General features: G+C 60.1%; 19 protein-coding genes. 18 read left to right on the top strand and 1 reads right to left on the bottom strand.

The annotated features are described in order from the left end of the window. Positions 1–28: 28 nt before the first annotated feature. From CFBP1590_RS18780 to CFBP1590_RS18765, 4 genes are all read left to right on the top strand, one after another. Positions 29–964 (top strand): 1-aminocyclopropane-1-carboxylate deaminase/D-cysteine desulfhydrase, encoded by a 936-nt coding sequence (locus CFBP1590_RS18780; protein ID WP_088235718.1) that lies wholly within the window; start codon positions 29–31, stop codon positions 962–964. 120 nt (positions 965–1,084) lie between these two features. After that, positions 1,085–2,431 (top strand): MFS transporter, encoded by a 1,347-nt coding sequence (locus CFBP1590_RS18775; protein ID WP_088235717.1) that lies wholly within the window; start codon positions 1,085–1,087, stop codon positions 2,429–2,431. A gap of 729 nt (positions 2,432–3,160) precedes the next feature. Then, positions 3,161–4,369 (top strand): MFS transporter, encoded by a 1,209-nt coding sequence (locus tag CFBP1590_RS18770; RefSeq protein WP_029243575.1) that lies wholly within the window; start codon positions 3,161–3,163, stop codon positions 4,367–4,369. After that, positions 4,369–5,649 carry an arsenic transporter gene (locus CFBP1590_RS18765; RefSeq protein ID WP_088235716.1) on the top strand — a complete coding sequence of 427 codons (1,281 nt, stop codon included), beginning with the start codon at positions 4,369–4,371 and terminating at the stop codon, positions 5,647–5,649. Before CFBP1590_RS18770 ends, CFBP1590_RS18765 begins: the two co-directional genes overlap by 1 nt. Here the strand turns inward: CFBP1590_RS18765 and CFBP1590_RS18760 are convergent. Continuing rightward, a complete protein-coding gene (locus tag CFBP1590_RS18760; RefSeq protein ID WP_088235715.1) occupies positions 5,615–6,598 on the bottom strand; it encodes a DUF1853 family protein in 984 nt (327 codons plus the stop codon). The genes CFBP1590_RS18765 and CFBP1590_RS18760 overlap by 35 nt on opposite strands. Positions 6,599–6,931: 333 nt before the next feature. Between CFBP1590_RS18760 and CFBP1590_RS18755 the strand changes: the two genes are divergently transcribed. The 14 genes from CFBP1590_RS18755 (at position 6,932) to CFBP1590_RS18690 (ending at position 19,902) form a co-directional block, all read left to right on the top strand. After that, positions 6,932–8,017, top strand: a complete 1,086-nt coding sequence (locus CFBP1590_RS18755; RefSeq protein ID WP_162999141.1) for a GGDEF domain-containing protein — start codon at positions 6,932–6,934, stop codon at positions 8,015–8,017. A 96-nt stretch (positions 8,018–8,113) separates the two neighbouring features. After that, positions 8,114–9,004, top strand: a complete 891-nt coding sequence (locus CFBP1590_RS18750; RefSeq protein ID WP_004884525.1) for an NAD(+) kinase — start codon at positions 8,114–8,116, stop codon at positions 9,002–9,004. Next, entirely contained in the window at positions 9,004–9,975 is a 972-nt protein-coding gene (locus tag CFBP1590_RS18745) for a metallophosphoesterase (RefSeq protein WP_004884524.1), read from the top strand. Before CFBP1590_RS18750 ends, CFBP1590_RS18745 begins: the two co-directional genes overlap by 1 nt. Then, a complete protein-coding gene (locus CFBP1590_RS18740) occupies positions 9,972–10,844 on the top strand; it encodes a rhomboid family intramembrane serine protease (RefSeq protein ID WP_025994377.1) in 873 nt (290 codons plus the stop codon). Before CFBP1590_RS18745 ends, CFBP1590_RS18740 begins: the two co-directional genes overlap by 4 nt. Positions 10,845–10,872: 28 nt before the next feature. Continuing rightward, positions 10,873–11,133, top strand: coding sequence for a YeaC family protein (locus CFBP1590_RS18735; RefSeq protein ID WP_004884522.1), 261 nt, complete (start codon positions 10,873–10,875; stop codon positions 11,131–11,133). Further along, the gene (locus tag CFBP1590_RS18730) at positions 11,130–11,966 is read left to right on the top strand and encodes a DUF2797 domain-containing protein (protein WP_004884521.1); all 837 of its coding nucleotides are present in this window, start codon (positions 11,130–11,132) and stop codon (positions 11,964–11,966) included. The genes CFBP1590_RS18735 and CFBP1590_RS18730 overlap by 4 nt, the downstream gene beginning before the upstream one ends. 12 nt (positions 11,967–11,978) lie before the next feature. Continuing rightward, a complete protein-coding gene (gene pepN, locus CFBP1590_RS18725) occupies positions 11,979–14,645 on the top strand; it encodes an aminopeptidase N (RefSeq protein ID WP_088235713.1) in 2,667 nt (888 codons plus the stop codon). A 244-nt stretch (positions 14,646–14,889) separates the two neighbouring features. Then, positions 14,890–15,543 carry a YjfI family protein gene (locus CFBP1590_RS18720; protein WP_057410525.1) on the top strand — a complete coding sequence of 218 codons (654 nt, stop codon included), beginning with the start codon at positions 14,890–14,892 and terminating at the stop codon, positions 15,541–15,543. Positions 15,544–15,569: 26 nt separating this feature from the next. Beyond that, on the top strand, positions 15,570–16,277 hold the full coding sequence (locus CFBP1590_RS18715) for a PspA/IM30 family protein (protein ID WP_004884518.1): 708 nt from the start codon (positions 15,570–15,572) through the stop codon (positions 16,275–16,277). A 30-nt stretch (positions 16,278–16,307) separates the two neighbouring features. After that, positions 16,308–16,874, top strand: coding sequence for a rhomboid family intramembrane serine protease (locus tag CFBP1590_RS18710; protein ID WP_088235712.1), 567 nt, complete (start codon positions 16,308–16,310; stop codon positions 16,872–16,874). A 73-nt stretch (positions 16,875–16,947) separates the two neighbouring features. Next, on the top strand, positions 16,948–17,973 hold the full coding sequence (locus CFBP1590_RS18705; protein WP_088235711.1) for an ion channel: 1,026 nt from the start codon (positions 16,948–16,950) through the stop codon (positions 17,971–17,973). Next, positions 17,970–18,632 (top strand): YjfK family protein, encoded by a 663-nt coding sequence (locus CFBP1590_RS18700; RefSeq protein WP_088235710.1) that lies wholly within the window; start codon positions 17,970–17,972, stop codon positions 18,630–18,632. Before CFBP1590_RS18705 ends, CFBP1590_RS18700 begins: the two co-directional genes overlap by 4 nt. Before the next feature lie 13 nt (positions 18,633–18,645). After that, on the top strand, positions 18,646–19,071 hold the full coding sequence (locus tag CFBP1590_RS18695) for a DUF350 domain-containing protein (RefSeq protein WP_004884514.1): 426 nt from the start codon (positions 18,646–18,648) through the stop codon (positions 19,069–19,071). Between the two features lie 27 nt (positions 19,072–19,098). Continuing rightward, a complete protein-coding gene (locus CFBP1590_RS18690) occupies positions 19,099–19,902 on the top strand; it encodes a DUF1190 domain-containing protein (protein WP_088235709.1) in 804 nt (267 codons plus the stop codon). Position 19,903: the final 1 nt, after the last annotated feature.

Here is a 19,903-nt window from a genome sequence, read left to right as displayed (position 1 = left end):
GCGGCTCGTTTCATAACCGGCCTTCACCATGATCCGCGATGCCCTCGACTGGCAACCCGTTGCAGCGCTTGAACCCCTCGACTTCGACTGGCTGCAACAGGCCGGGGTCGAGGTCAAGGTTTTGCGTCTGGACCTCATCGACCCGCTGATCAGCGGCAACAAATGGTTCAAGCTGATCGGGCACCTGACTCAGGCTGTCCGCGTCGGGGCAACGGGAGCGATCAGCCTGGGCGGTGCCCACTCCAACCATCTCCACGCGCTGGCCGCAGCGGGCAAGCGCTTTGGCTTCCCTACTGTCGGTCTGTTGCGCGGTCATCCGCAGGAAACCCCAACCGTGCTAGACCTACAAGCCTTCGGCATGCAGTTGCACTGGCTCGGTTACGCCGGTTATCGCGAGCGTCATGCGGCTGATTTCTGGCTTCCCTGGCAGGCGAGCCATCCGGCGTTCTACCCGATCCCTGAGGGTGGTGGCGGTTTGCCGGGCACCGTGGGCTGCGCCCGGCTGTTGTCGTTGGTTCGCAGCCAGCTTGGGCAATCGGGGTGGGACGATTATCACGGCTGGTGGCTGGCCGCAGGGACCGGCACGACGCTGGCGGGGCTGGTCATCGCCGAGCAGGGTCGCCATCCGGTGTATGGCGCGATGGCGGTGCCGGATGATCATGGCGTCGCGCAGAACGTTGTGACATTGGCCGGTGATGACAAGCCCGGCTGGCAGTTGCTCGATGCCAGCCGAGGCGCGTTCGCCAGAACCGACCCCCTGTTGCTGGAATTCATGACCCAATGTGAAACGCACAGTGGCGTGCCGCTTGAGCCGATCTATACGGGCAAAGCCTTGCTGGCACTGCATGACGAGGTGCTGGCTGGCCGCTTCAAGCCTGGCACCCGTCTGGTTTTTGTCCATACCGGTGGGTTGCAGGGCCGACGTGCGATGGGGCTAAAGCCCGCGCCAGAGCCATTGGCATGAAACCTGTACCGAATGCGCCGAGGCGTCGGCCCTGACTATGCGGATGACTGTTCTGGACTGAGGTGTCCGGGTCGCTGTCTCGATAATCGATCCATTCCAGATCAATACGCCGAGGTCAGCATGACAACTACCGCCGCAGAACACGTGGATCCTGCCACGCTGAGAAAAGTCATCGTGGCCGCTGCCATTGGCAACTTTGTCGAATGGTTCGACTTTGCCGTCTATGGCTTTCTGGCCACCACCATCGCCTTGCAGTTCTTCCCCAGCGGCGACACCAGCGCCGCGCTATTGAAAACCTTCGCCGTGTTTGCCGTGGCGTTTGCGTTCAGGCCGTTGGGCGGCATCTTTTTCGGCATGCTGGGTGACCGAATCGGCCGCAAGCGGACGTTGGCCATGACCATTCTGCTGATGGCGGCGGCAACAACACTGATCGGTTTGCTGCCCACGTACGCCGCCATCGGTGTGACCGCGCCTATTCTTCTGACCATCATCCGCTGCGCTCAAGGTTTTTCGGCGGGTGGGGAATATGCCGGTGCCTGCGCCTACCTGATGGAGCATGCTCCGCGCACGCAACGCGCCTGGTACGGCAGTTTCGTCCCGGTCTCGACGTTTTCCGCCTTCGCGGCGGCGGCCGTGGTGGCTTACGCGCTTGAGGCTTCGTTGTCCGCTGAAGCCATGGGCAGTTGGGGCTGGCGTCTGCCGTTCCTGATCGCCGCGCCGCTGGGGCTGGTCGGTTTGTACCTGCGCTGGAAACTGGACGAAACCCCGGCGTTCCAGGCGGTCACCAAGGAGCACGCGGTCGCTCATTCACCGCTCAAGGAAACGCTGCGTAACCACGCAGCCGCTATCTGTTGCCTGGGCGCGTTCGTGTCGCTGACGGCGCTGTCGTTCTATATGTTCACCACCTATTTCGCGACCTATCTGCAGGTGGCGGGCGGCTTGAGTCGGGCGTCGGCGTTGCTGGTGTCGTTGATTGCCCTGGCGTTTGCCGCCGCGATCTGCCCGCTGGCCGGGGCGTATTCTGACCGGGTAGGGCGTCGCGTCACCATGGCCACGGCTTGCATACTGTTGATGCTGGTGGTGTTCCCGTCGTTTTTGATGGCCAGTTCCGGCTCGTTCGCAGCGTCCGTGATCGGCGTGATGCTGCTGGCGGTCGGCGCGGTGCTGTGTGGTGTGGTTACGGCAGCGCTGCTGTCGGAGACGTTTCCGACCCGAACGCGGTACACCGCGTCGGCCATCACCTACAACATGGCTTACACGCTGTTTGGCGGCACGGCACCCTTGATGGCGACCTGGCTGATCAGCACGACCGGCAGCAACCTGTCCCCGGCGTTCTACCTGATTGCCGTCGCGGTGATGGCGATGGTGGGCGGTCTGGCCCTGCCCGAGACTTCCAGAGTTTCGTTGCATGATGTGGCGGTTGCGGATGAAAGCGTGGCAGCGCCTTCGGCGCACACGCATGCATAACGCCTGCTTACGGATGTGACGCTCCGCGTCACACATGGCACGGACTGCGGACTCAGTGAGCCGAGCGCATGGCTCACGTCCCCTTTTCGCCCCTCGGCGACTCACTTTGACGGAGCAAAGTGAGCAAACTCCTTCGCTCCGGTTTCGGCCCCGGCTTCGCCGGGGTTCCTTCGTCCTGACACTGATTCGGGGGTCGCTGCAAATGGGCCATCCATGGCCCAGTACAGCTCAATCGGCATCCATGCCGATTGCCCCCCGAATCAGCGCCAGGACTCAGCCTTCACCCACGTCGCAATCGGCGGTGTTCGCACTATCGCGCAAAAAAAGCACGGCAGTGCCGCTGTCTCACTGAATAGCCAGATGACTTGTGTATAACGATGAGCGCAGAACGATGGGCACGATCAGTCAAGTCACTGATCACCGATCATTACCACGCTCCGCGTGGTAATGCATCTCAGGACGCTCCGCGTCCCGGCGTGCACGCAGATATACCCCATTGATCAGACCCATTGGGATGCAGAGCGTCCCGAGCGGCATGCCAACGCAGAGCATTGGCACGATCACTGTCAAATACCTTGTCTTTGCCAATGGCTGAACCGGTTTACAAAAACGCAACAAAACGTGGCACACCTGCTCCAAAAAATGGCACATTGGCGCGCCCTGGTACGCGTGACACATCTTGTAATCATCCGTCCGGGGACACCCGAAAATCTTTTATGGATGAATCCCATGGCGACCAGTGCTCAGCCAGGTGCGGCGACGGCCACGACAACCCCACAATCCAGCCCGCTGGTGATGCGCATCATCGGTGCGGTTGCCCTCGCGCACCTGATCAATGACCTGATCCAAGCGATCCTGCCGTCGATCTACCCGATGCTCAAGGCCAGTTATGACCTGAGCTTCACCCAGATCGGCCTGATCACCCTGACGTTTCAGATCACGGCGTCGCTGTTGCAGCCCTGGGTCGGCTATTACACGGATCGCCATCCCAACCCGCTGGTATTGCCAGTGGGTTCGATCTGCACCCTGATCGGCATCGTGATGATGTCGATGGTCGGCACATTTCCGCTGATTCTGCTCGCCGCCGCGCTCATCGGCATCGGTTCGTCCACCTTTCACCCGGAAGCCTCGCGTATCGCGAGACTGGCCTCGGGCGGGCGTTACGGGCTTGCGCAGTCGACGTTCCAAGTGGGTGGCAACACCGGCTCGGCGTTCGGCCCGTTGCTGGCGGCTGCGATCATCATCCCGTTCGGGCAGGGTAATGTGGCCTGGATCGGCCTGTTCGCGTTGTTTTCCCTGGGCCTGCTCTACGCGATCAGCCGCTGGTACCGCGCGCACCTGAACCTGTTCAAGCTCAAGGCCGGGCAGGCCGCCACGCACGGCCTGTCGAGAAAGCGGGTGATCGCCTCGTTGGCCGTGCTGGCGTTTCTGGTGTTCTCCAAGTTCTTCTACATGACCAGCCTGACCAGCTACTTCACGTTCTACCTGATCGAGAAGTTCGACCTGTCCGTAGCCAGTTCGCAGTTGCACCTGTTCCTGTTTCTGGGCGCGGTGGCGGCGGGTACGTTCTTCGGCGGTCCGATTGGCGACAGGATCGGTCGCAAGGCGGTCATCTGGTTCTCGATCCTCGGCGCCGCGCCTTTCACCCTGGCGCTGCCTTACGCAGACCTGTTCTGGACCAGCGTGCTGAGCGTGATCATCGGCTTCGTGCTGGCGTCGGCGTTCTCCGCCATCGTGGTCTACGCCCAGGAACTGGTACCCGGCAACGTCGGCATGATCGCCGGGCTTTTCTTCGGTCTGATGTTCGGCTTCGGCGGTATCGGCGCAGCCTTGCTCGGCAGTCTGGCCGACAGCCACGGCATTCTCTTCGTTTACAACCTGTGTTCGTACCTGCCGCTGCTTGGCATTCTCGCGATCTTCCTGCCCCGGACTAAATGATGCTAATAGCAACGCTGATCTTCCTGTTCACCATCACGCTCGTCATCTGGCAGCCCAAAGGGCTCAGTGTCGGATGGAGCGCAGTGCTCGGGGCGGGTCTGGCGTTGCTGACCGGCGTGGTTCATCTCAGCGATATTGCAGTGGTGTGGGGCATCATCTGGAATGCCACTGCCACTTTCATTTCGCTGATCATCATCACGTTGCTGCTGGATGAGGCGGGTTTCTTTTCCTGGACGGCGCTGCACGTGGCGCGGTGGGGCAATGGCAAGGGGCGGCGTCTGTTCGCATTCTTCGTATTGTTCGGCGCACTGGTGTCGGCGCTGTTCGCCAACGATGGCGCGGTGTTGATCCTGACGCCGATCGTGATCGCGATGATGCTGGCGCTACGCTTTTCCCCGGCCTCGACCCTGGCCTTTGTCATGGCTGCCGGATTCATTTCCGACACTGCCAGCCTGCCGCTGGTGGTGTCGAATCTGGTGAACATAGTGTCGGCGGACTATTTCAAGATCGGCTTCAACCGCTATGCGGCGGTGATGGTGCCGGTCAATCTGGTCAGCGTTGCGGCCACGCTGGCGGTATTGATGCTGTATTTCCGTCGTGACATCCCGCGTGACTTCGATCCGGAGCAGCTTGAGAAGCCGGAAACCACCATCAAGGACCGGGCAACCTTCATGGCTGGCTGGTGGGTGCTGCTGATCCTGCTGGTGGGCTGTTTCGCACTTGAACCGCTGGGGATTCCGATCAGCGCGATCTCGGCGACCTGCGCGGTGCTGTTGCTGGGCATCGCCGCCAAGGGCCATACGATTTCCACGCGCAAGGTCGTCAAGGAAGCACCGTGGCACATCGTGGTGTTCTCGCTGGGCATGTATCTGGTGGTCTACGGCCTGCGCAACGCCGGGCTGACCGGTTATCTGGCCAGTCTGCTGGACTGGTTCGCCGGTTACGGTATCTGGGGCGCGGCGATGGGCACGGGCGTGATGACCGCATTCCTGTCGTCGATCATGAACAACATGCCGACAGTCCTGATCGGTCTGTTGTCCATCGAAGGCAGTCATGCGACCGGTGCCATTCAGGAAGCGATGATTTACGCCAACGTGATCGGCAGCGACCTGGGACCGAAAATCACCCCGATCGGCAGTCTGGCAACCCTGCTGTGGCTGCACGTGTTGCAACGCAAGGGCATCACCATCGGCTGGGGTTATTACTTCAAGGTCGGCATCGTGCTGACCTTGCCGGTGTTGCTGATCACACTGGCGGCGCTGGCAGTGCGATTGGGTTGAACGGATGGCTGGTGTCGGCCAGGTTCGGCCACAGGTCCGACACCAGAAACAATCGCTCGGCTTCTTCCCACTCGCCGTCGGCATTCTCGGTCAGGCGCACCAGCAGCTGCGCCGGTGCCAGCGGGTCGAGTTGGGTCAGCCAGTCCTGTAACTGTTCACTGCTCCACGCCTGTCGATAGTGCGCGGGTGCCAGCCAGGCGTGGCGGGGCAGCGGTTGCCAGCGACCTGTTTCGCTCTGGCTCATGAACCGCTCCCAGTCGCGCTGATGCAGCCAGCGGCCTTTCAAATGCTGATGATGCGCTCCCACAGGTGGATCGGCAGATCCGGGCCAAGGGTAGAGCAGATACCCACCCAGCCACAGCTCGGCGCTGAATGTCTCGATGCCCAGAGCTGCCAGGGTCGAGCGACTTTCCGGTCGTGAAGAAATCGGCAGTTGATGCTGGCTCAGGTGCGCCAGCTTGCGATCCAGCCGGTCGTGACAGCCAGGGCCCAGCCATTGCGTCGGGTCGCTGCCGTCGCCGTCCTGCGGGCCGAGATACAGCTTTATCGCCAGCTCTACATGATGCACGCCGTCGCGGTCGCGCAGCAGCATATCCAGTTCGCCCAGTGTCTGACCGTCCAGGCGGATCGGCAGGTTGGCGGCGATGATCTCCACGCCCGGCGCGTGCTGCACTGCGAATTGCCAGAGTCTTTCGTAATAACGCCCCAGACGGCGCGTGGAGGCCTGCGCGATCCAGTGCTCCAGCTCCCGGCTGTCCTGATCCAGTTCACGAAGGAAATCGGCCAGTCGTTGTGGCGCCTTGACCCAGTCGCTCCCGGCCAGTGGATGGCGTTGCGGCCAGGGCGTGGCATCGAGCATGGGCGGCGCCAGAATGACCCACGCAAGGTCGCGCACCTCAGGGTGTCGCAACTGACGCGGCAGGTCGATCAGATCGGGGAATAAAGTCATGTATCGAGAATAGCTTGAGTCGGGTATGGCAGGTCGAGTGTTTTATCAGACGTCAGGTCGATATTGTTCACACCACAGGCGATCAAATCACTATCACGCTGTCAGGCCGGCCAAAGCGATCATTGCTTTGTAACAATTGCTTCGTAGCAATTCCTTCGCAGCAATTGATTCGTAACAATGACAGGCATATCTTGATGCTGGCATTTTAATACGAGCTTGTATTCAGGCGTTGAATTGCAACAGGCTTGAAAGTCCCTTGTGCTGTTAACAGGATGGCACAGCGAACGGGGCAATATGTGTCGTGATCAGGGTTTGGAAGGCCTGGAGTTTTCAATGAATGCTGAAATGCAGGCCCGGATAAAGAATCTTCTCTCACCTGCCGTTGCACTTGCGCAATGCCTGGCGATCCTGTGCTGGGTCATTGTTCTGCTGGTGACACCGGGCGTCCAGTACGGCGTTCTGGAAATCGCGCTTACCCTGGGGCTTCTTTCTATCTGTGTGGTGCAATGCCGAGCAAGGAATTTCAAGGTCTGGCGGCTGGCGGGCGTTCTCTTCGTGATCATGGTCGCCTGCTGTTTTGCCAGAGCCAGTCAGTTGAACAGCGCCATGGGCATCAATTGGGCATTGCCCATTGCCGTAATGATTATTCTGGGGTCGACATTGTTGATGGTTTATACCCGGGATTATGTCGTCGTGACGATGCTCTCCTGGATCATTCTCTCTCCCGCGCGTGGTATTGAACCCGGCGCGGTGGCTTATATATTCATCGCGTTGCTGTTTATTGCATCGACCAGCCTCGGCATTCTTCTCAATCACACCTACACCCGGACGATTAGAAATGTACTGTCGCTGGAAAGCCGCTTTCGCGAACTTTCATTGACTGATCACCTGACGGATATATTGAATCGTCGCGCCCTGATGGAGTCGCTTGAATATCATCTGGATGCCCGAAGTGCCGGTTATTTTCTGATGCTGGATATTGATGACTTCAAGCGGATCAATGACGAGTCCGGCCATGACGTCGGTGATGACGTGCTGCGATACATGGCCTCGTGCCTCAAACGAACGGATGGCAGCCTCGCGTATGGACGTCTGGGCGGTGAGGAATTCGGCGTGATCCTGCCGGTCTGCGGCGAGCACCAGGCGCTGGACTATGTGAGCCGCCTGCTGGACACCATCAGGCAATCAGCGACCGGTTACCCCTTCACCTGCAGCGCCGGGCTGGCTGAAATCGACGCCGAATCGACCGCTTTTCAAGTGATCAAGACGGCGGACGTCAACCTGTATCAGGCCAAGGGGGCAGGCAAGGACATGGCCTTCTGGAAAAACTCGCCGCTGGCTGACTCGACGGCAGGGCGCTTGTACCCCGAGCGTGATCAGGTGCAGGGGCTGGTGCCGTCTCCCGGCCTGGAGCCCTGAAACGGCGCCTGCTGCTGCACGTCCGTTTGCCGCTGCGCGGTGCTTTCGCCCATAATCCCCTTTTCCAAGCCGTCTCGAACCCGCAGCAGGAGTCTCATGGAGCAATTTCGCAATATCGGCATCATCGGCCGCCTGGGCAGTGTTCAGGTGCTCGATACCGTGCGCCGACTCAAGAAATTCCTGTTGGACCGGCATCTTCACGTCATCCTTGAAGAGACCATCGCCGAAGTGCTGCCGGGTCACGGCCTGCAGACCTCGTCGCGCAAGATGCTCGGTGAAGTCTGCGACATGGTGATCGTGGTCGGCGGCGACGGCAGTCTGCTGGGTGCTGCCCGGGCGTTGGCCAGGCACAACGTGCCGGTTCTGGGTATTAACCGGGGCAGCCTGGGGTTCCTGACTGACATCCGTCCCGACGAGCTGGAGGTCAAGTGCGCCGAAGTGCTGGACGGGCATTATCTGGTCGAGAACCGTTTTCTGCTGCAGGCCGAGGTTCGCCGTCATGGCGAGGCGATCGGGCAGGGCGATGCGCTTAACGACGTGGTGCTGCACCCCGGCAAATCGACGCGGATGATCGAGTTCGAGATCTACATCGACGGCCAGTTTGTGTGCAGCCAGAAGGCTGACGGCCTGATCGTTGCCACCCCGACCGGTTCGACAGCCTATGCGTTGTCGGCGGGCGGCCCGATCATGCACCCCAAGCTCGACGCTATCGTTATCGTGCCGATGTACCCGCACACCTTGTCCGGCCGGCCCATCGTGGTCGATGGCAACAGCGAGCTGAAAATCGTGGTCGCCAAGGACATGACGATCTATCCGCAAGTCTCCTGTGACGGGCAGAACCACTTCACCTGCGCGCCCGGCGACACCATTACGGTCAGCAAGAAACCGCAGAAGCTGCGCCTGATTCATCCTCTGGACCACAACTACTACGAAGTCTGCCGCACCAAGCTCGGCTGGGGCAGCCGGCTTGGTGCTGGAGGCGACTGATGATCGATCCGGCGCGTGGCTACGATCTGATCGGTGACGTGCATGGGTGTGCTCATACCCTGGAGCATCTGCTGGAGCTTCTCGGTTACCGCCTCCAGGCTGGCGTGTGGCGCCACCCTGAACGCATCGCGATCTTTCTCGGTGACATCATTGACCGCGGGCCTCGCATCCGTGAGTCGCTGCATATCGTTCATGACATGGTCCAGGCCGGTCAGGCGTACTGCATCATGGGCAACCATGAATTCAACGCACTGGGCTGGGTCACGCCGGCGTTGCCGGAAAGCGGCCACCGCTTCGTGCGTGAGCACACGCCGCGTCACGCCAAGCTGATCGGCGAGACGCTGGCGCAGTTCGAACAGCATCCCGATGAGTGGAAAGCCTTCGTCGAGTGGTTCTATGAGCTGCCTCTGTACCTGGATGCAGGGCGTTTCAGGGTGGTGCATGCCTGTTGGGATGCAACCCTGATCGATCCGTTGCGCGGTCTGCACGGTACCGGTTGCATCGATAAACACTTCGTCCAGGCCTCGGCCGTGCCCGGCAGTTTTGCCAGCAATGTGTTCAACCGCCTGCTGCGCGGCACCGACATGCGCCTGCCGCACGGTCTGACCCTGACCGGTGGTGACGGCCTAACCCGTGCCTTCTTCCGCACCAAGTTCTGGGAAGACGATCCGCAGACCTACGGCGATATCGTGTTCCAGCCCGACGCGCTGCCCGAGGGCGTGGCCAAGACGCCATTGTCCACTTCCGAAAAGAACGCGCTGCTGCGTTACGGCAGTGACGAGCCGATGCTGTTCGTCGGTCATTATTGGCGCAGTGGTATTCCTGCACCCATCCGGCCGAACCTGGCCTGTCTGGATTACAGTGCCGTGCTCTACGGCAAACTGGTCGCTTACCGACTGGATCAGGAAACACACATCGATCCGGACAAATTCGTCTGGGTCGACGTACAGCGTCCCGAGGTTTCACGATGAACCCTGTTGCAGCACTGCGTCTGCCGTTGAACGCTGACCTGAGCGGTTTCGTGACCCTGTTGCAGCGTCTGCAGATTCCGCACCGGGTCAGTGAGGAAGTGGGCGAACAGGTACTGTGGGTGCCGGACGCGGGAGAGTTGGTGCAAGACGTCCGAGAGCTGTACGAGCGTTTCCCCCAAGGTGACGAAGCCTTTCAATTGCCCGGCAGCACTCAGGCTCCGGTCACCGGTGGTCCCGGTGTGATGCATCAGTTGCGACGTTGCCCGGTGACCGCGCTGGTGCTGCTGGTCACGTTGCTCGTCGCCGGTCTGACCTTGCTGGGCGACAATCTGGAAGCCATTCGCTGGCTGACGTTTCTGGACTTCCGCGTTCAGGGTGATTACGCCACCTTCCTGCCGCTGGATGACATGCTTGCCAGTGGTCAGTGGTGGCGGATCGTATCGCCCATGCTGATTCACTTCGGCATCCTGCATCTGGCCATGAACGGCATGTGGTACTGGGAGCTGGGTCGGCGGATCGAGATTCGTCAGGGCAGCTGGCAGTTGTTGGGTCTGACGCTGCTGTTCTCGGCAGTGTCCAACTATGTTCAGTACCTGTCGTCCGGTCCAAGTCTGTTCGGTGGGCTGTCCGGTGTGCTTTATGGTCTGCTCGGCCATTGCTGGATTTTCCAGATGCTGGCGCCCAATCCTGTCTACCGCCTGCCGCGCGGCGTGCTGGCGATGATGCTGATCTGGCTGGTGCTGTGCCTGTCAGGTCTGGTGAGCATGCTCGGCTTTGGCGAAATCGCCAACGGTGCCCACGTCGGCGGCCTGATCATTGGTTGTATTACCGGCCTGCTGGGTGGTGCGCTCGCGCGCCGCAAGGCCTAAAATTGCCCGCTATTTTCTGGAGTGCGCCATGTCGTCTTTTGTAGAAATGATTGAAAACATCACCCCGGATATCTACGAGAGCCTGAAACTGGCCGTGGAAATCGGCAAATGGTCCGATGGTCGCAAGCTGACCCAGGAGCAGCGTGAGCTGTCGCTGCAGGCATTGATCGCCTGGGAAGCGCAGAACCTGCCTGAAGACCAGCGCACCGGTTACATGGGGCCGCAGGAATGTTCGTCCAAGTCGGCACCGGTGCCCAATATCCTGTTCAAGTCGGATGCCATCCATTGATCGAGATTGGACGCGGCGCCGTAAACAAGATGTCCGTGCGCCAGGACGACGATTCATCGCTGGTGCAGTACGCTTTTCGCCTGGGCGACACTGAAATCGCCGTCAACCCGCTGATCGGCAAGACGGTCCGTCTGGAATTTCTGGGCGCCATTCATTGCAGCCACTGCGGTCGCAAGACCAAGTCCAGCTACAGCCAGGGTTATTGCTACCCTTGCATGCTCAAGCTGGCGCAGTGCGACGTGTGCATCATGAGCCCGGAAAAATGCCATCACGACCAGGGCACCTGCCGTGATCCGTCGTGGGGCGAGCAGTTCTGCATGACTGACCACATTGTCTACCTGGCCAATTCGTCGGGCGTGAAGGTGGGCATCACGCGTTCCACCCAGTTGCCGACCCGCTGGCTGGACCAGGGCGCCAGCCAGGCGCTGCCGATCCTGCGCGTCGCTACGCGTCAGCAGTCGGGCTTTGTCGAAGACCTGTTGCGCAGTCAGGTGGCCGACCGTACCAACTGGCGAGCCTTGCTCAAGGGTGATGCCCAGCCGGTGGACCTCAAGGCTATCCGTCAGGAGCTGTTCGACACCTGCGGCGCGGGCCTGCTGGGATTGCAAGAACGATTCGGTCTGCAAGCCATCCAATTACTTCATGACGCCGAGCCCGTCGAGTTTCGCTATCCGGTCGAGGCTTATCCGACCAAGATCGTAAGCTTCAACCTGGACAAGAACCCGATTGCCGAGGGCACGCTGCTGGGGATCAAAGGCCAATACCTGATCTTCGATACAGGCGTGATCAATATTCGCAAATACACGGCCTACCAGCTGGCCGTGCATCAGTAAAAGGATTCCAGCATGCGCACCGAACAACCGACCATGATCTACCTGAAGGATTATCAGGCGCCCGAGTACCTCATCGACGAGACGAACCTGACGTTCGAGCTGTTCGACGACCACTCGCTGGTCCACGCGCAACTGGTCATGCGCCGTAACCCTGCGCGTGGTGCCGGTCTGCCGCCACTGGTGCTGGACGGTCAGCACCTGGAGCTGCTGTCGGTAAATCTGGACGACGTCGAGCTGACGGCGGTCGATTATCAACTGACCGAAGACCACCTGACCCTGCACCCCAAGGCAGAGCGCTTCACGGTCGACAGTACCGTGCGCATCCACCCGGAAACCAACACCGCACTGGAAGGGCTGTACAAGTCCAGCGGCATGTTCTGCACCCAGTGCGAAGCCGAAGGCTTTCGCAAGATCACCTATTACCTTGACCGCCCTGACGTGATGAGCAAGTTCACCACGACGGTCAGCGCAGAGAAACACAGCTTCCCGATCCTGCTGTCCAATGGCAATCCGGTTGCCAGCGGCGAGGAAGAGGACGGTCGTCACTGGGCGACCTGGGAAGATCCGTTCATGAAACCGGCCTACCTGTTCGCGCTGGTAGCGGGCGATCTGTGGTGTGTCGAAGACACCTTCACCACCATGAGCCAGCGGGTCGTGACCCTGCGCATCTATGTCGAGCCGGAAAACATCGACAAGTGCCAGCACGCCATGAACAGCCTCAAGAAGTCCATGCGCTGGGACGAGGAGACCTATGGTCGTGAGTACGATCTGGACATCTTCATGATAGTCGCCGTCAACGACTTCAACATGGGCGCGATGGAGAACAAGGGTCTCAACATCTTCAACTCCAGCGCCGTGCTGGCCCGTGCCGAGACCGCCACCGACGCCGCTCACCAGCGCGTCGAGGCCATCGTGGCACACGAATACTTCCACAACTGGTCGGGCAACCGCGTGACCTGCCGTGACTGGTTCCAGCTGTCGCTCAAGGAAGGCTTCACGGTTTACCGCGACGCAGGCTTCTCCGCCGACATGAACTCGGCCACGGTCAAGCGCATTCAGGATGTCGCGTTCCTTCGCACTCACCAGTTCGCCGAAGATGCAGGCCCGATGGCCCATGCCGTGCGTCCTGACAGCTTCATCGAGATTTCCAACTTCTACACCCTGACCGTGTACGAGAAGGGGTCCGAAGTGGTCGGCATGCTGCATACCCTGCTGGGCGCCGACGGCTTCCGCAAGGGCAGCGATCTGTACTTCGAGCGGCATGACGGCCAGGCCGTGACCTGCGATGACTTCATCAAGGCGATGGAAGATGCCAACGGCGTCGACCTGACCCAGTTCAAGCGCTGGTACAGCCAGGCCGGTACGCCGCGTCTGGCGGTCAGCGAGTCCTATGACAGCGCAGCCGGCACCTACAGCCTGACCTTCCGCCAGAGCTGCCCGACCACACCGGGTCAACCGGGCGATCAGAAACAGCCGTTCGTGATTCCGGTCGAGCTGGGCCTGCTGGACAGTCAGGGCAACGACATTGCGCTGCGTCTGTCGGGCGAAGCGTCAGCCACGGGTACCACGCGCGTGCTGTCGGTGACCGAGGCCGAGCAGACGTTCACGTTCGTCGATGTCACTGAAAAGCCGTTGCCATCCCTGCTGCGCGGCTTCTCGGCACCGGTGAAGCTGAGCTTCCCTTACGACCGCGACCAGCTGATGTTCCTGATGCAGCACGACAGCGATGGCTTCAACCGCTGGGATGCCGGTCAGCAACTGTCGGTGCAGGTTCTGCAGGAAATGATTGCTCAACATCAACAAGGTCAGGCACTGGTCATGGACCAGCGTCTGGTGACAGCGCTGGGCACCGTGCTGGCTGACGAGCAGTTGGATCAGGCAATGGTCGCGGAAATTCTGTCGCTGCCGGGCGAGGCGTATCTGACTGAAATCAGCGAAGTGGCGGACGTCGAAGCCATTCATGCGGCGCGCGAATTCGCCCGTCAGCAATTGGCGGACAGCCTGTTCGACGGTTTGTGGGCGCGTTATCAAGCCAATCGTGACATCTCCAAAGTCACACCTTACGTCGCCGAGGCCGAGCATTTCGCCCGCCGTGCGTTGCAGAACATCGCGCTGTCGTACCTCATGCTCAGCGGCAAGCCGCAGGTGTTGACCGCGACCATCGACCAGTTCGATACCAGCGACAACATGACCGAGCGCCTGACTGCACTGGCCGTACTGGTCAACTCGCCGTTCACCGAAGAGCGTGACAAGGCGCTGGCCGTGTTCGCGGAAAACTTCAAGGACAACGCGCTGGTCATGGATCAGTGGTTCAGCGTCCAGGCTGGCAGCACCCAGCCGGGTGGCCTGGAGCGGGTCAAAGAGCTGATGCAGCATCCTGCGTTCAACCTCAAGAACCCCAACAAGGTCCGCGCCCTGATTGGTGCCTTTGCCGCGCAGAACCTGATCAACTTCCATGCTGCGGACGGCTCTGGCTATCGCTTCCTGGCGGACCTGGTCATCGAGCTGAACGGCTTCAACCCTCAGATCGCCTCCCGCCAGTTGGCTCCACTGACTCGCTGGCGCAAATACGACAGCGCCCGTCAGGCCCTGATGAAAGCCGAGCTGGAGCGCATCCTTGCTTCCGGCAAGTTGTCGCCGGATGTGTATGAAGTGGTGAGCAAGAGCCTGGCCGAATAAGGGCTTATGTAATGAAGGGTGTGATGTCGGCACTCTGAACAGAAGGGCTGTCCGCTGCGGGGGACGGCCCTTTTTTATGCAGTGAGTGACCGGGCGTTTCAGACACCACAGATTGCGCGCGCAATGATCGCGTGAACATCGAGACAAATCCTACGAAAAATCTCACATGTGATATATATCCAGCCGTGAAAACTTCTGATACGTTGCTCATCAGTTTCATGGCCATACACAAGGGGAAGCGCCAATGCCTCGTAAAACCAAGGGCGATAACGCAACTGACCCGGCCAAGGCATCGAAGAGCTCCACCGACTACATGCGTGAAATGCGTCTGCGACTCAAGGACGCCGGGCTGGTCAAGCGGGAGTTCTGGATACGGCCCGAGAACGTCGATGCCCTGCGGGGGATCGAGAAAGCGTTAAGACAGCCCTTTCTGGGTGACAGGATCAAACTGGAGGATTTCATGACCGAGAACACCAACTGGACGATCAGCTCTCTGCAAAAGGCCCTTTCCGAACTGGATCTGGTCACTGAGGGCAGGATCGAGATGGGCGTTATCGAAGGCGACGCGGCAGGCATCAAGCTGACCATGGCCGACTTCGGTGATCTGCCTATCTACATCGCGGTCGAGGGCGATCAGATTCTGGCCGACGCCACGCTGATCGAAGTGAACAAGATCAAGGATGTCGCCGCCTTCAATGGCGAAGTGTTGCGCAGTCGCGACCTGTTTCCGCTGTCTTCGGTCGGTATCGAAAGTCTGGCTGATGGCCAGGAAGTCTATTGCCTGTTTGGCGCGCTGAGCGCTGCGTCTTCGCTCACAGTGATTGTTCAGGAAATTCTGACCCTCGCGGACAACGTGATCCGTGCGGCCGAAGCCTTCGAAGATCACTTCATTTACTGAACATCCCTGTCAGGAGCAAAGCATTCATGACAACAAGCATCTGGAAAAAACTGGTTACCGCCGTCCGTGGCGGAGCTTCCGAAGTGGGCGAGTCGATCGCCGACGCCAACGCGATCCGTATTCTGGATCAGGAAATCCGTGACGCAGACAGCGCGCTGGTCCGGGCGCGCGACGGCCTGATCACCATCAAGGCCAAGCACAAGCTTTCGGCGCAGCGTCTTGAAGAGCACGCCACCAGTATCGCCAACTGGGAAGGTCGCGCCATGCAGGCCCTGAACAAGGGTGAAGAAGCGCTGGCTGTGGAATGCGCCACCAAGATCGCCGAGATCGAAGCCCTGCGTGATCAGGAAAAGGAACTGGCTGATCAGTTCGGCAAGCAGGTCGGTCTGCTGCAGGAACAGGTCGTCAAAGCCGAGTCGCGCATCAAGAGCCTCAAGCAGCAGGTCGAAATGGCCAAGGCGCGCGAGACCGTACAGAAAGCCCGCGTTGCAACAGCCACTGCCACCGGTGGCGCGAGCGGCGCGGTCGAAACGGCCGTCGGTTCGCTGGCTCGCCTCAAGCAGCGTCAGGACGAACAGGACGCCAAGCTGGAAGCCGCTGAAGAGCTGGCGGGTCAGTCCAACGGCAGCGATCTGGAGCGTCGTCTTCAGGAAGCGGGCATTGGTGCCAAAAGCGGCGGTGCAAATGATGTGCTGGCGCGCCTGAAAGCCAAAAGCCAGACGCCTGCACAGTAATCGTTCATTGAAGGCAGGCGAGGCGACCGGATGAGCTTTTCGGCACGATTGAAGGTCATCCTCGCACTGTCGCTGTTGTTGGTCGCCGTGCAGTTCGTCAATGTGTTCTCGTCCGGCAATCTGGTCACGTACGGTATCATTCCGCGTACAGTTTCCGGTTTGCAGGGCATCGTTTTTGCGCCTTTCATCCATGGTTCGTTCCGGCATCTGCTGGGTAATCTGCTGTCGTTCATGGTGCTGAGCTGGCTGGTGGCGACCGAAGGTGTGAAACGTTATGCCTGGGTCGCAGGGCTGATCTGTGTACTGGGTGGCATTCTGGTATGGCTGTTTGGCCGTTCCAGCATTCATGTCGGTGCAAGTGGCTTGATATTCGGCCTGTGGACCTATTTACTGGCGCGTGCCTGGTATCAGCGCAGTCTGGTCAGCCTCTTTCTGGCGATGATCGCGCTGGCCGGCTACAGCGGACTGATTTATGGATTCGTTCCCATGCCGGGTATTTCATTCGAGTCGCACCTGGCCGGCGCGCTTGCGGGTGTCGTCGTCGCCCGGCTGATGCATTCGAAAACGTTACAGAGTGAAACCACCCGGGTGGTTTGAAGGGCATGCTGTGGATTGCGGGTCGTCGTTGCCGACCCGTCTGGAAGGGAACCTGAATCATGGATTTGCACGCATGACCCTGCTGCTGTTACTTCGGCGTCACGCCTCGGTGTTCTTCGAACGATTCGGCTGGGCCGGGATTGGCGTCCTGCTGCTGACGCACTACATCGTCTCCTGGCTGTTGTTGACGCTGGCGGGCGAGGAACACCTGATTCAGGGTGTCGATTTCACCTACTTCTACCTCACGACGGCGACCACGGTCGGGTACGGCGATCTGTCGCCCAAGTCAGAGTGGGGAAAGCTCATTACCACCACCTGGATCATGCTGGGCGGTATCGCCTTGCTGACGACCGTCATTGGCAAGGCGTCGACTTCGGTCGGTGACATCTGGAGAAGAAACATGAAAGGACAGGGCGACTGCTCGGCTCTCACCGGCCACACCTTACTCGTCGGCTGGGACGGTGAAACCAGCGAACGCATCGTCGAGCTGCTCGGCCAGGACACGTCCACCAGCCGCACAGGACTGGTGATCTGTGACTCGATCATCACGGAAAACCCGATGCCGGGTCGTGCCTCGTTCATCAAGGGCGATTCGCTGGACTCGCCAGCCGTGCTGCTGCGTGCCGGAGCCATCGGCGCGCAACGAATTCTGGTGCACACCCAGTCCGACAGCCTGACCCTGGCAATCGTGCTGACGCTCAAGAGTCTGGGGCCTACCGGGCATGTCGTGGCGCATTTCAACAATTCCGAACGGGCGGCGCTGGCCAGAACCTATGCCCCCGAACTGGAATGCACGTCGAACATGGCCATTGAAATGCTGGTGCGTTCGTCTCAGGATCCGGGCTCGAGTTCGGTGATCACTGAGCTGCTGTGCATCGGCGAGGGCGCCACGCAGTTCCGCCACGTGCTGCCAGACAATTACACCTCATCCTGTGGCGACCTTTACATGCGCCTGCGTCAGGAGTTCAACGCCACGCTGATCGGCTATCGAGCCTCTGCCGTGGCGCAGTTTCAGATCAATCCCGCCAATGATGTACCTGTACACGGTGGGGAAATTTTCTACATTGCCTCCAGTCGGCTTCGAGGAGATGCGCTATGAGTTGGTTCAAACGTGCCATGGGGCTGGAAGCGCACAAGACGTCGGCCAGTGCCAACGGAACGACGGGCCTTTCCAGTCCGCTGGGCCTGGCCTCCGGACGGATGCTGTGCCTGGACAGCTCGCTGAAGATGCTGCTCGACGGGCATTCCTATGTGGTCATTCCCGGCGACGAAAAAGTCTGGTCGGTTGGCCGTATCGACCTTGGCCAGTCCATGGCGCTTCAGCGTTTCTATCTGGATAACGAAGACTACTTTCTGCAAGTGGTCACCAATGGCCCTGCGCCTGAAGATATTCAGGACATCATCCTGTTCGGCTATTACGGTGCCTCGCCGATCACCAGCAAGGACGAGTTGCTGCGCCTGACCGGACCTGCGTCGAAGATCGGGCTGCCGACCTACGAGCACGAAGGCGAGGTATTCGAAAGGCAATGGGGAACCGAACCCGGACAGACCGAGCTGACGCCGCTGGACGAAGACGTTGTCAGCCCTGACGGCGCCTATCGCGTCAAACACCTGAGCATGCTGTACGCCCGTGAGACAGGCCTGATCAATCGTCGGGAGTTCCTGCTGTTCTCGGTCGAGGAAGACGAGGAGGGCGAGATCACCCTCACCACGGCGGTTGGCGTGACGCTGCAATCCACTGATATCAACGTTCTATGACAAGGAAATCCTCATGATCGACGCGCTTCGTATGTCGCTCAACGCCACTGCGGTGTTCGGTTTTGTGATGTACATCCTGGTGGCGGCCATCCTGTTCGCCCTGTTCCAGTTCATCTACAGCCGCATCACGCCGCACAAGGAATTCGCGCTGATCCGCGAGAACAACAGCGCCGCCGCACTTGCGCTGGGTGGTTCGCTGATCGGTTTCGCGCTGCCAGCCAGCAACATCATCACGTACAGCATCAGCATTCTGGACGTGATCGTCTGGGTGGTGATCGCAGCCGTGGTGCAACTGGCCGCGTTTGGCGTGACTAGCGTGGTGCTCAAAGGGCTGTCGACGCGCATTGCCAAGGGCGAAACAGCAGCAGCCATCTACTCGGCCAGCGTCGCGATCAGCGTCGGTCTCCTCAACGCAGCCTGCATGACCCCCTCGGTCTGACAGCAGCGACGGTCAAGGAGACTATCGATGAGACGCAGTTCAGTAAAATGGGTGCTTGTCAGCACGCTGCCTCTGGCTATTTCCGGCTGTGGCGCTGCAGACGAGGAGCCCAACTTCACGGCGCGGGCCAGCTTCAAGTCGGTCCAGGAATGCACCGAATCCAAGGTTCCGGTCGATGTGTGCTCGGACGCATTCATGAAGGCTATGTCGGATCACCGAGCCATCGCTCCGGTCTACGATGACAAGGCTTCGTGTGATGCCGATTTCATCCCGGACTACTGCCAGGTCACGTCCGACGGCAAGTACATGCCCAAAATGGGCGGGTTCGAGCTGGGGTTTGAAGGCAATGTGCCCAAGGATGCTCTGGAACGGGCCCAGCAGGAAGTGGCACAGACTGCACCACCCGGCATGAGCGGCACCACCGGACTGTTGACCGGCCTGCTGATCGGCAACCTGATGAGCAATGGCTTTGGTGGTGGCAGCCGCTACTACTCGCAGCCTATCTACCAGACTCGCGACGACCGCAGCTCGGGCTCGTTCGGTTATTACGGCTCGTCGTTGCCGAGCCAGATGGAGCGTGGCAAGACTTTCGGCAGCTCGACCCAGGCACGCTCAGGCTCCGGCAGCTACGACAGGAATACGCTGGGTCGAAGTCTCGGCAGTTCCGGTTCAGGCTCAGGCTCGAGTTCGGGGTCCAGCTTCGGGTCACGCTCCAGTTCCGGGTCATCGGTGTCTTCGACGGTTTCGCGCGGTGGCTTCGGCAGCCAGGCATCGGCGCGCAGCGGCTGGGGTGGCAAGAGCAGCAGTAGCAGTAGCAGTTTCGGAGGCTGAC

This window comes from Pseudomonas viridiflava (assembly GCF_900184295.1).
Lineage (GTDB): Bacteria > Pseudomonadota > Gammaproteobacteria > Pseudomonadales > Pseudomonadaceae > Aquipseudomonas > Aquipseudomonas viridiflava.
Note: the sequence above shows the minus strand (reverse complement) of the source record. Positions and strands in the feature narration are given on the sequence as shown.

Coding starts and splice junctions, on each gene's coding strand:
- CFBP1590_RS18780 (WP_088235718.1), top strand. CDS start 29: ATGATCCGCGATGCCCTCGACTGGCAACCCGTTGCAGCGCTTGAACCC.
- CFBP1590_RS18775 (WP_088235717.1), top strand. CDS start 1,085: ATGACAACTACCGCCGCAGAACACGTGGATCCTGCCACGCTGAGAAAA.
- CFBP1590_RS18770 (WP_029243575.1), top strand. CDS start 3,161: ATGGCGACCAGTGCTCAGCCAGGTGCGGCGACGGCCACGACAACCCCA.
- CFBP1590_RS18765 (WP_088235716.1), top strand. CDS start 4,369: ATGCTAATAGCAACGCTGATCTTCCTGTTCACCATCACGCTCGTCATC.
- CFBP1590_RS18760 (WP_088235715.1), bottom strand. CDS start 6,598: ATGACTTTATTCCCCGATCTGATCGACCTGCCGCGTCAGTTGCGACAC.
- CFBP1590_RS18755 (WP_162999141.1), top strand. CDS start 6,932: ATGAATGCTGAAATGCAGGCCCGGATAAAGAATCTTCTCTCACCTGCC.
- CFBP1590_RS18750 (WP_004884525.1), top strand. CDS start 8,114: ATGGAGCAATTTCGCAATATCGGCATCATCGGCCGCCTGGGCAGTGTT.
- CFBP1590_RS18745 (WP_004884524.1), top strand. CDS start 9,004: ATGATCGATCCGGCGCGTGGCTACGATCTGATCGGTGACGTGCATGGG.
- CFBP1590_RS18740 (WP_025994377.1), top strand. CDS start 9,972: ATGAACCCTGTTGCAGCACTGCGTCTGCCGTTGAACGCTGACCTGAGC.
- CFBP1590_RS18735 (WP_004884522.1), top strand. CDS start 10,873: ATGTCGTCTTTTGTAGAAATGATTGAAAACATCACCCCGGATATCTAC.
- pepN (WP_088235713.1), top strand. CDS start 11,979: ATGCGCACCGAACAACCGACCATGATCTACCTGAAGGATTATCAGGCG.
- CFBP1590_RS18720 (WP_057410525.1), top strand. CDS start 14,890: ATGCCTCGTAAAACCAAGGGCGATAACGCAACTGACCCGGCCAAGGCA.
- CFBP1590_RS18715 (WP_004884518.1), top strand. CDS start 15,570: ATGACAACAAGCATCTGGAAAAAACTGGTTACCGCCGTCCGTGGCGGA.
- CFBP1590_RS18710 (WP_088235712.1), top strand. CDS start 16,308: ATGAGCTTTTCGGCACGATTGAAGGTCATCCTCGCACTGTCGCTGTTG.
- CFBP1590_RS18705 (WP_088235711.1), top strand. CDS start 16,948: ATGACCCTGCTGCTGTTACTTCGGCGTCACGCCTCGGTGTTCTTCGAA.
- CFBP1590_RS18700 (WP_088235710.1), top strand. CDS start 17,970: ATGAGTTGGTTCAAACGTGCCATGGGGCTGGAAGCGCACAAGACGTCG.
- CFBP1590_RS18695 (WP_004884514.1), top strand. CDS start 18,646: ATGATCGACGCGCTTCGTATGTCGCTCAACGCCACTGCGGTGTTCGGT.
- CFBP1590_RS18690 (WP_088235709.1), top strand. CDS start 19,099: ATGAGACGCAGTTCAGTAAAATGGGTGCTTGTCAGCACGCTGCCTCTG.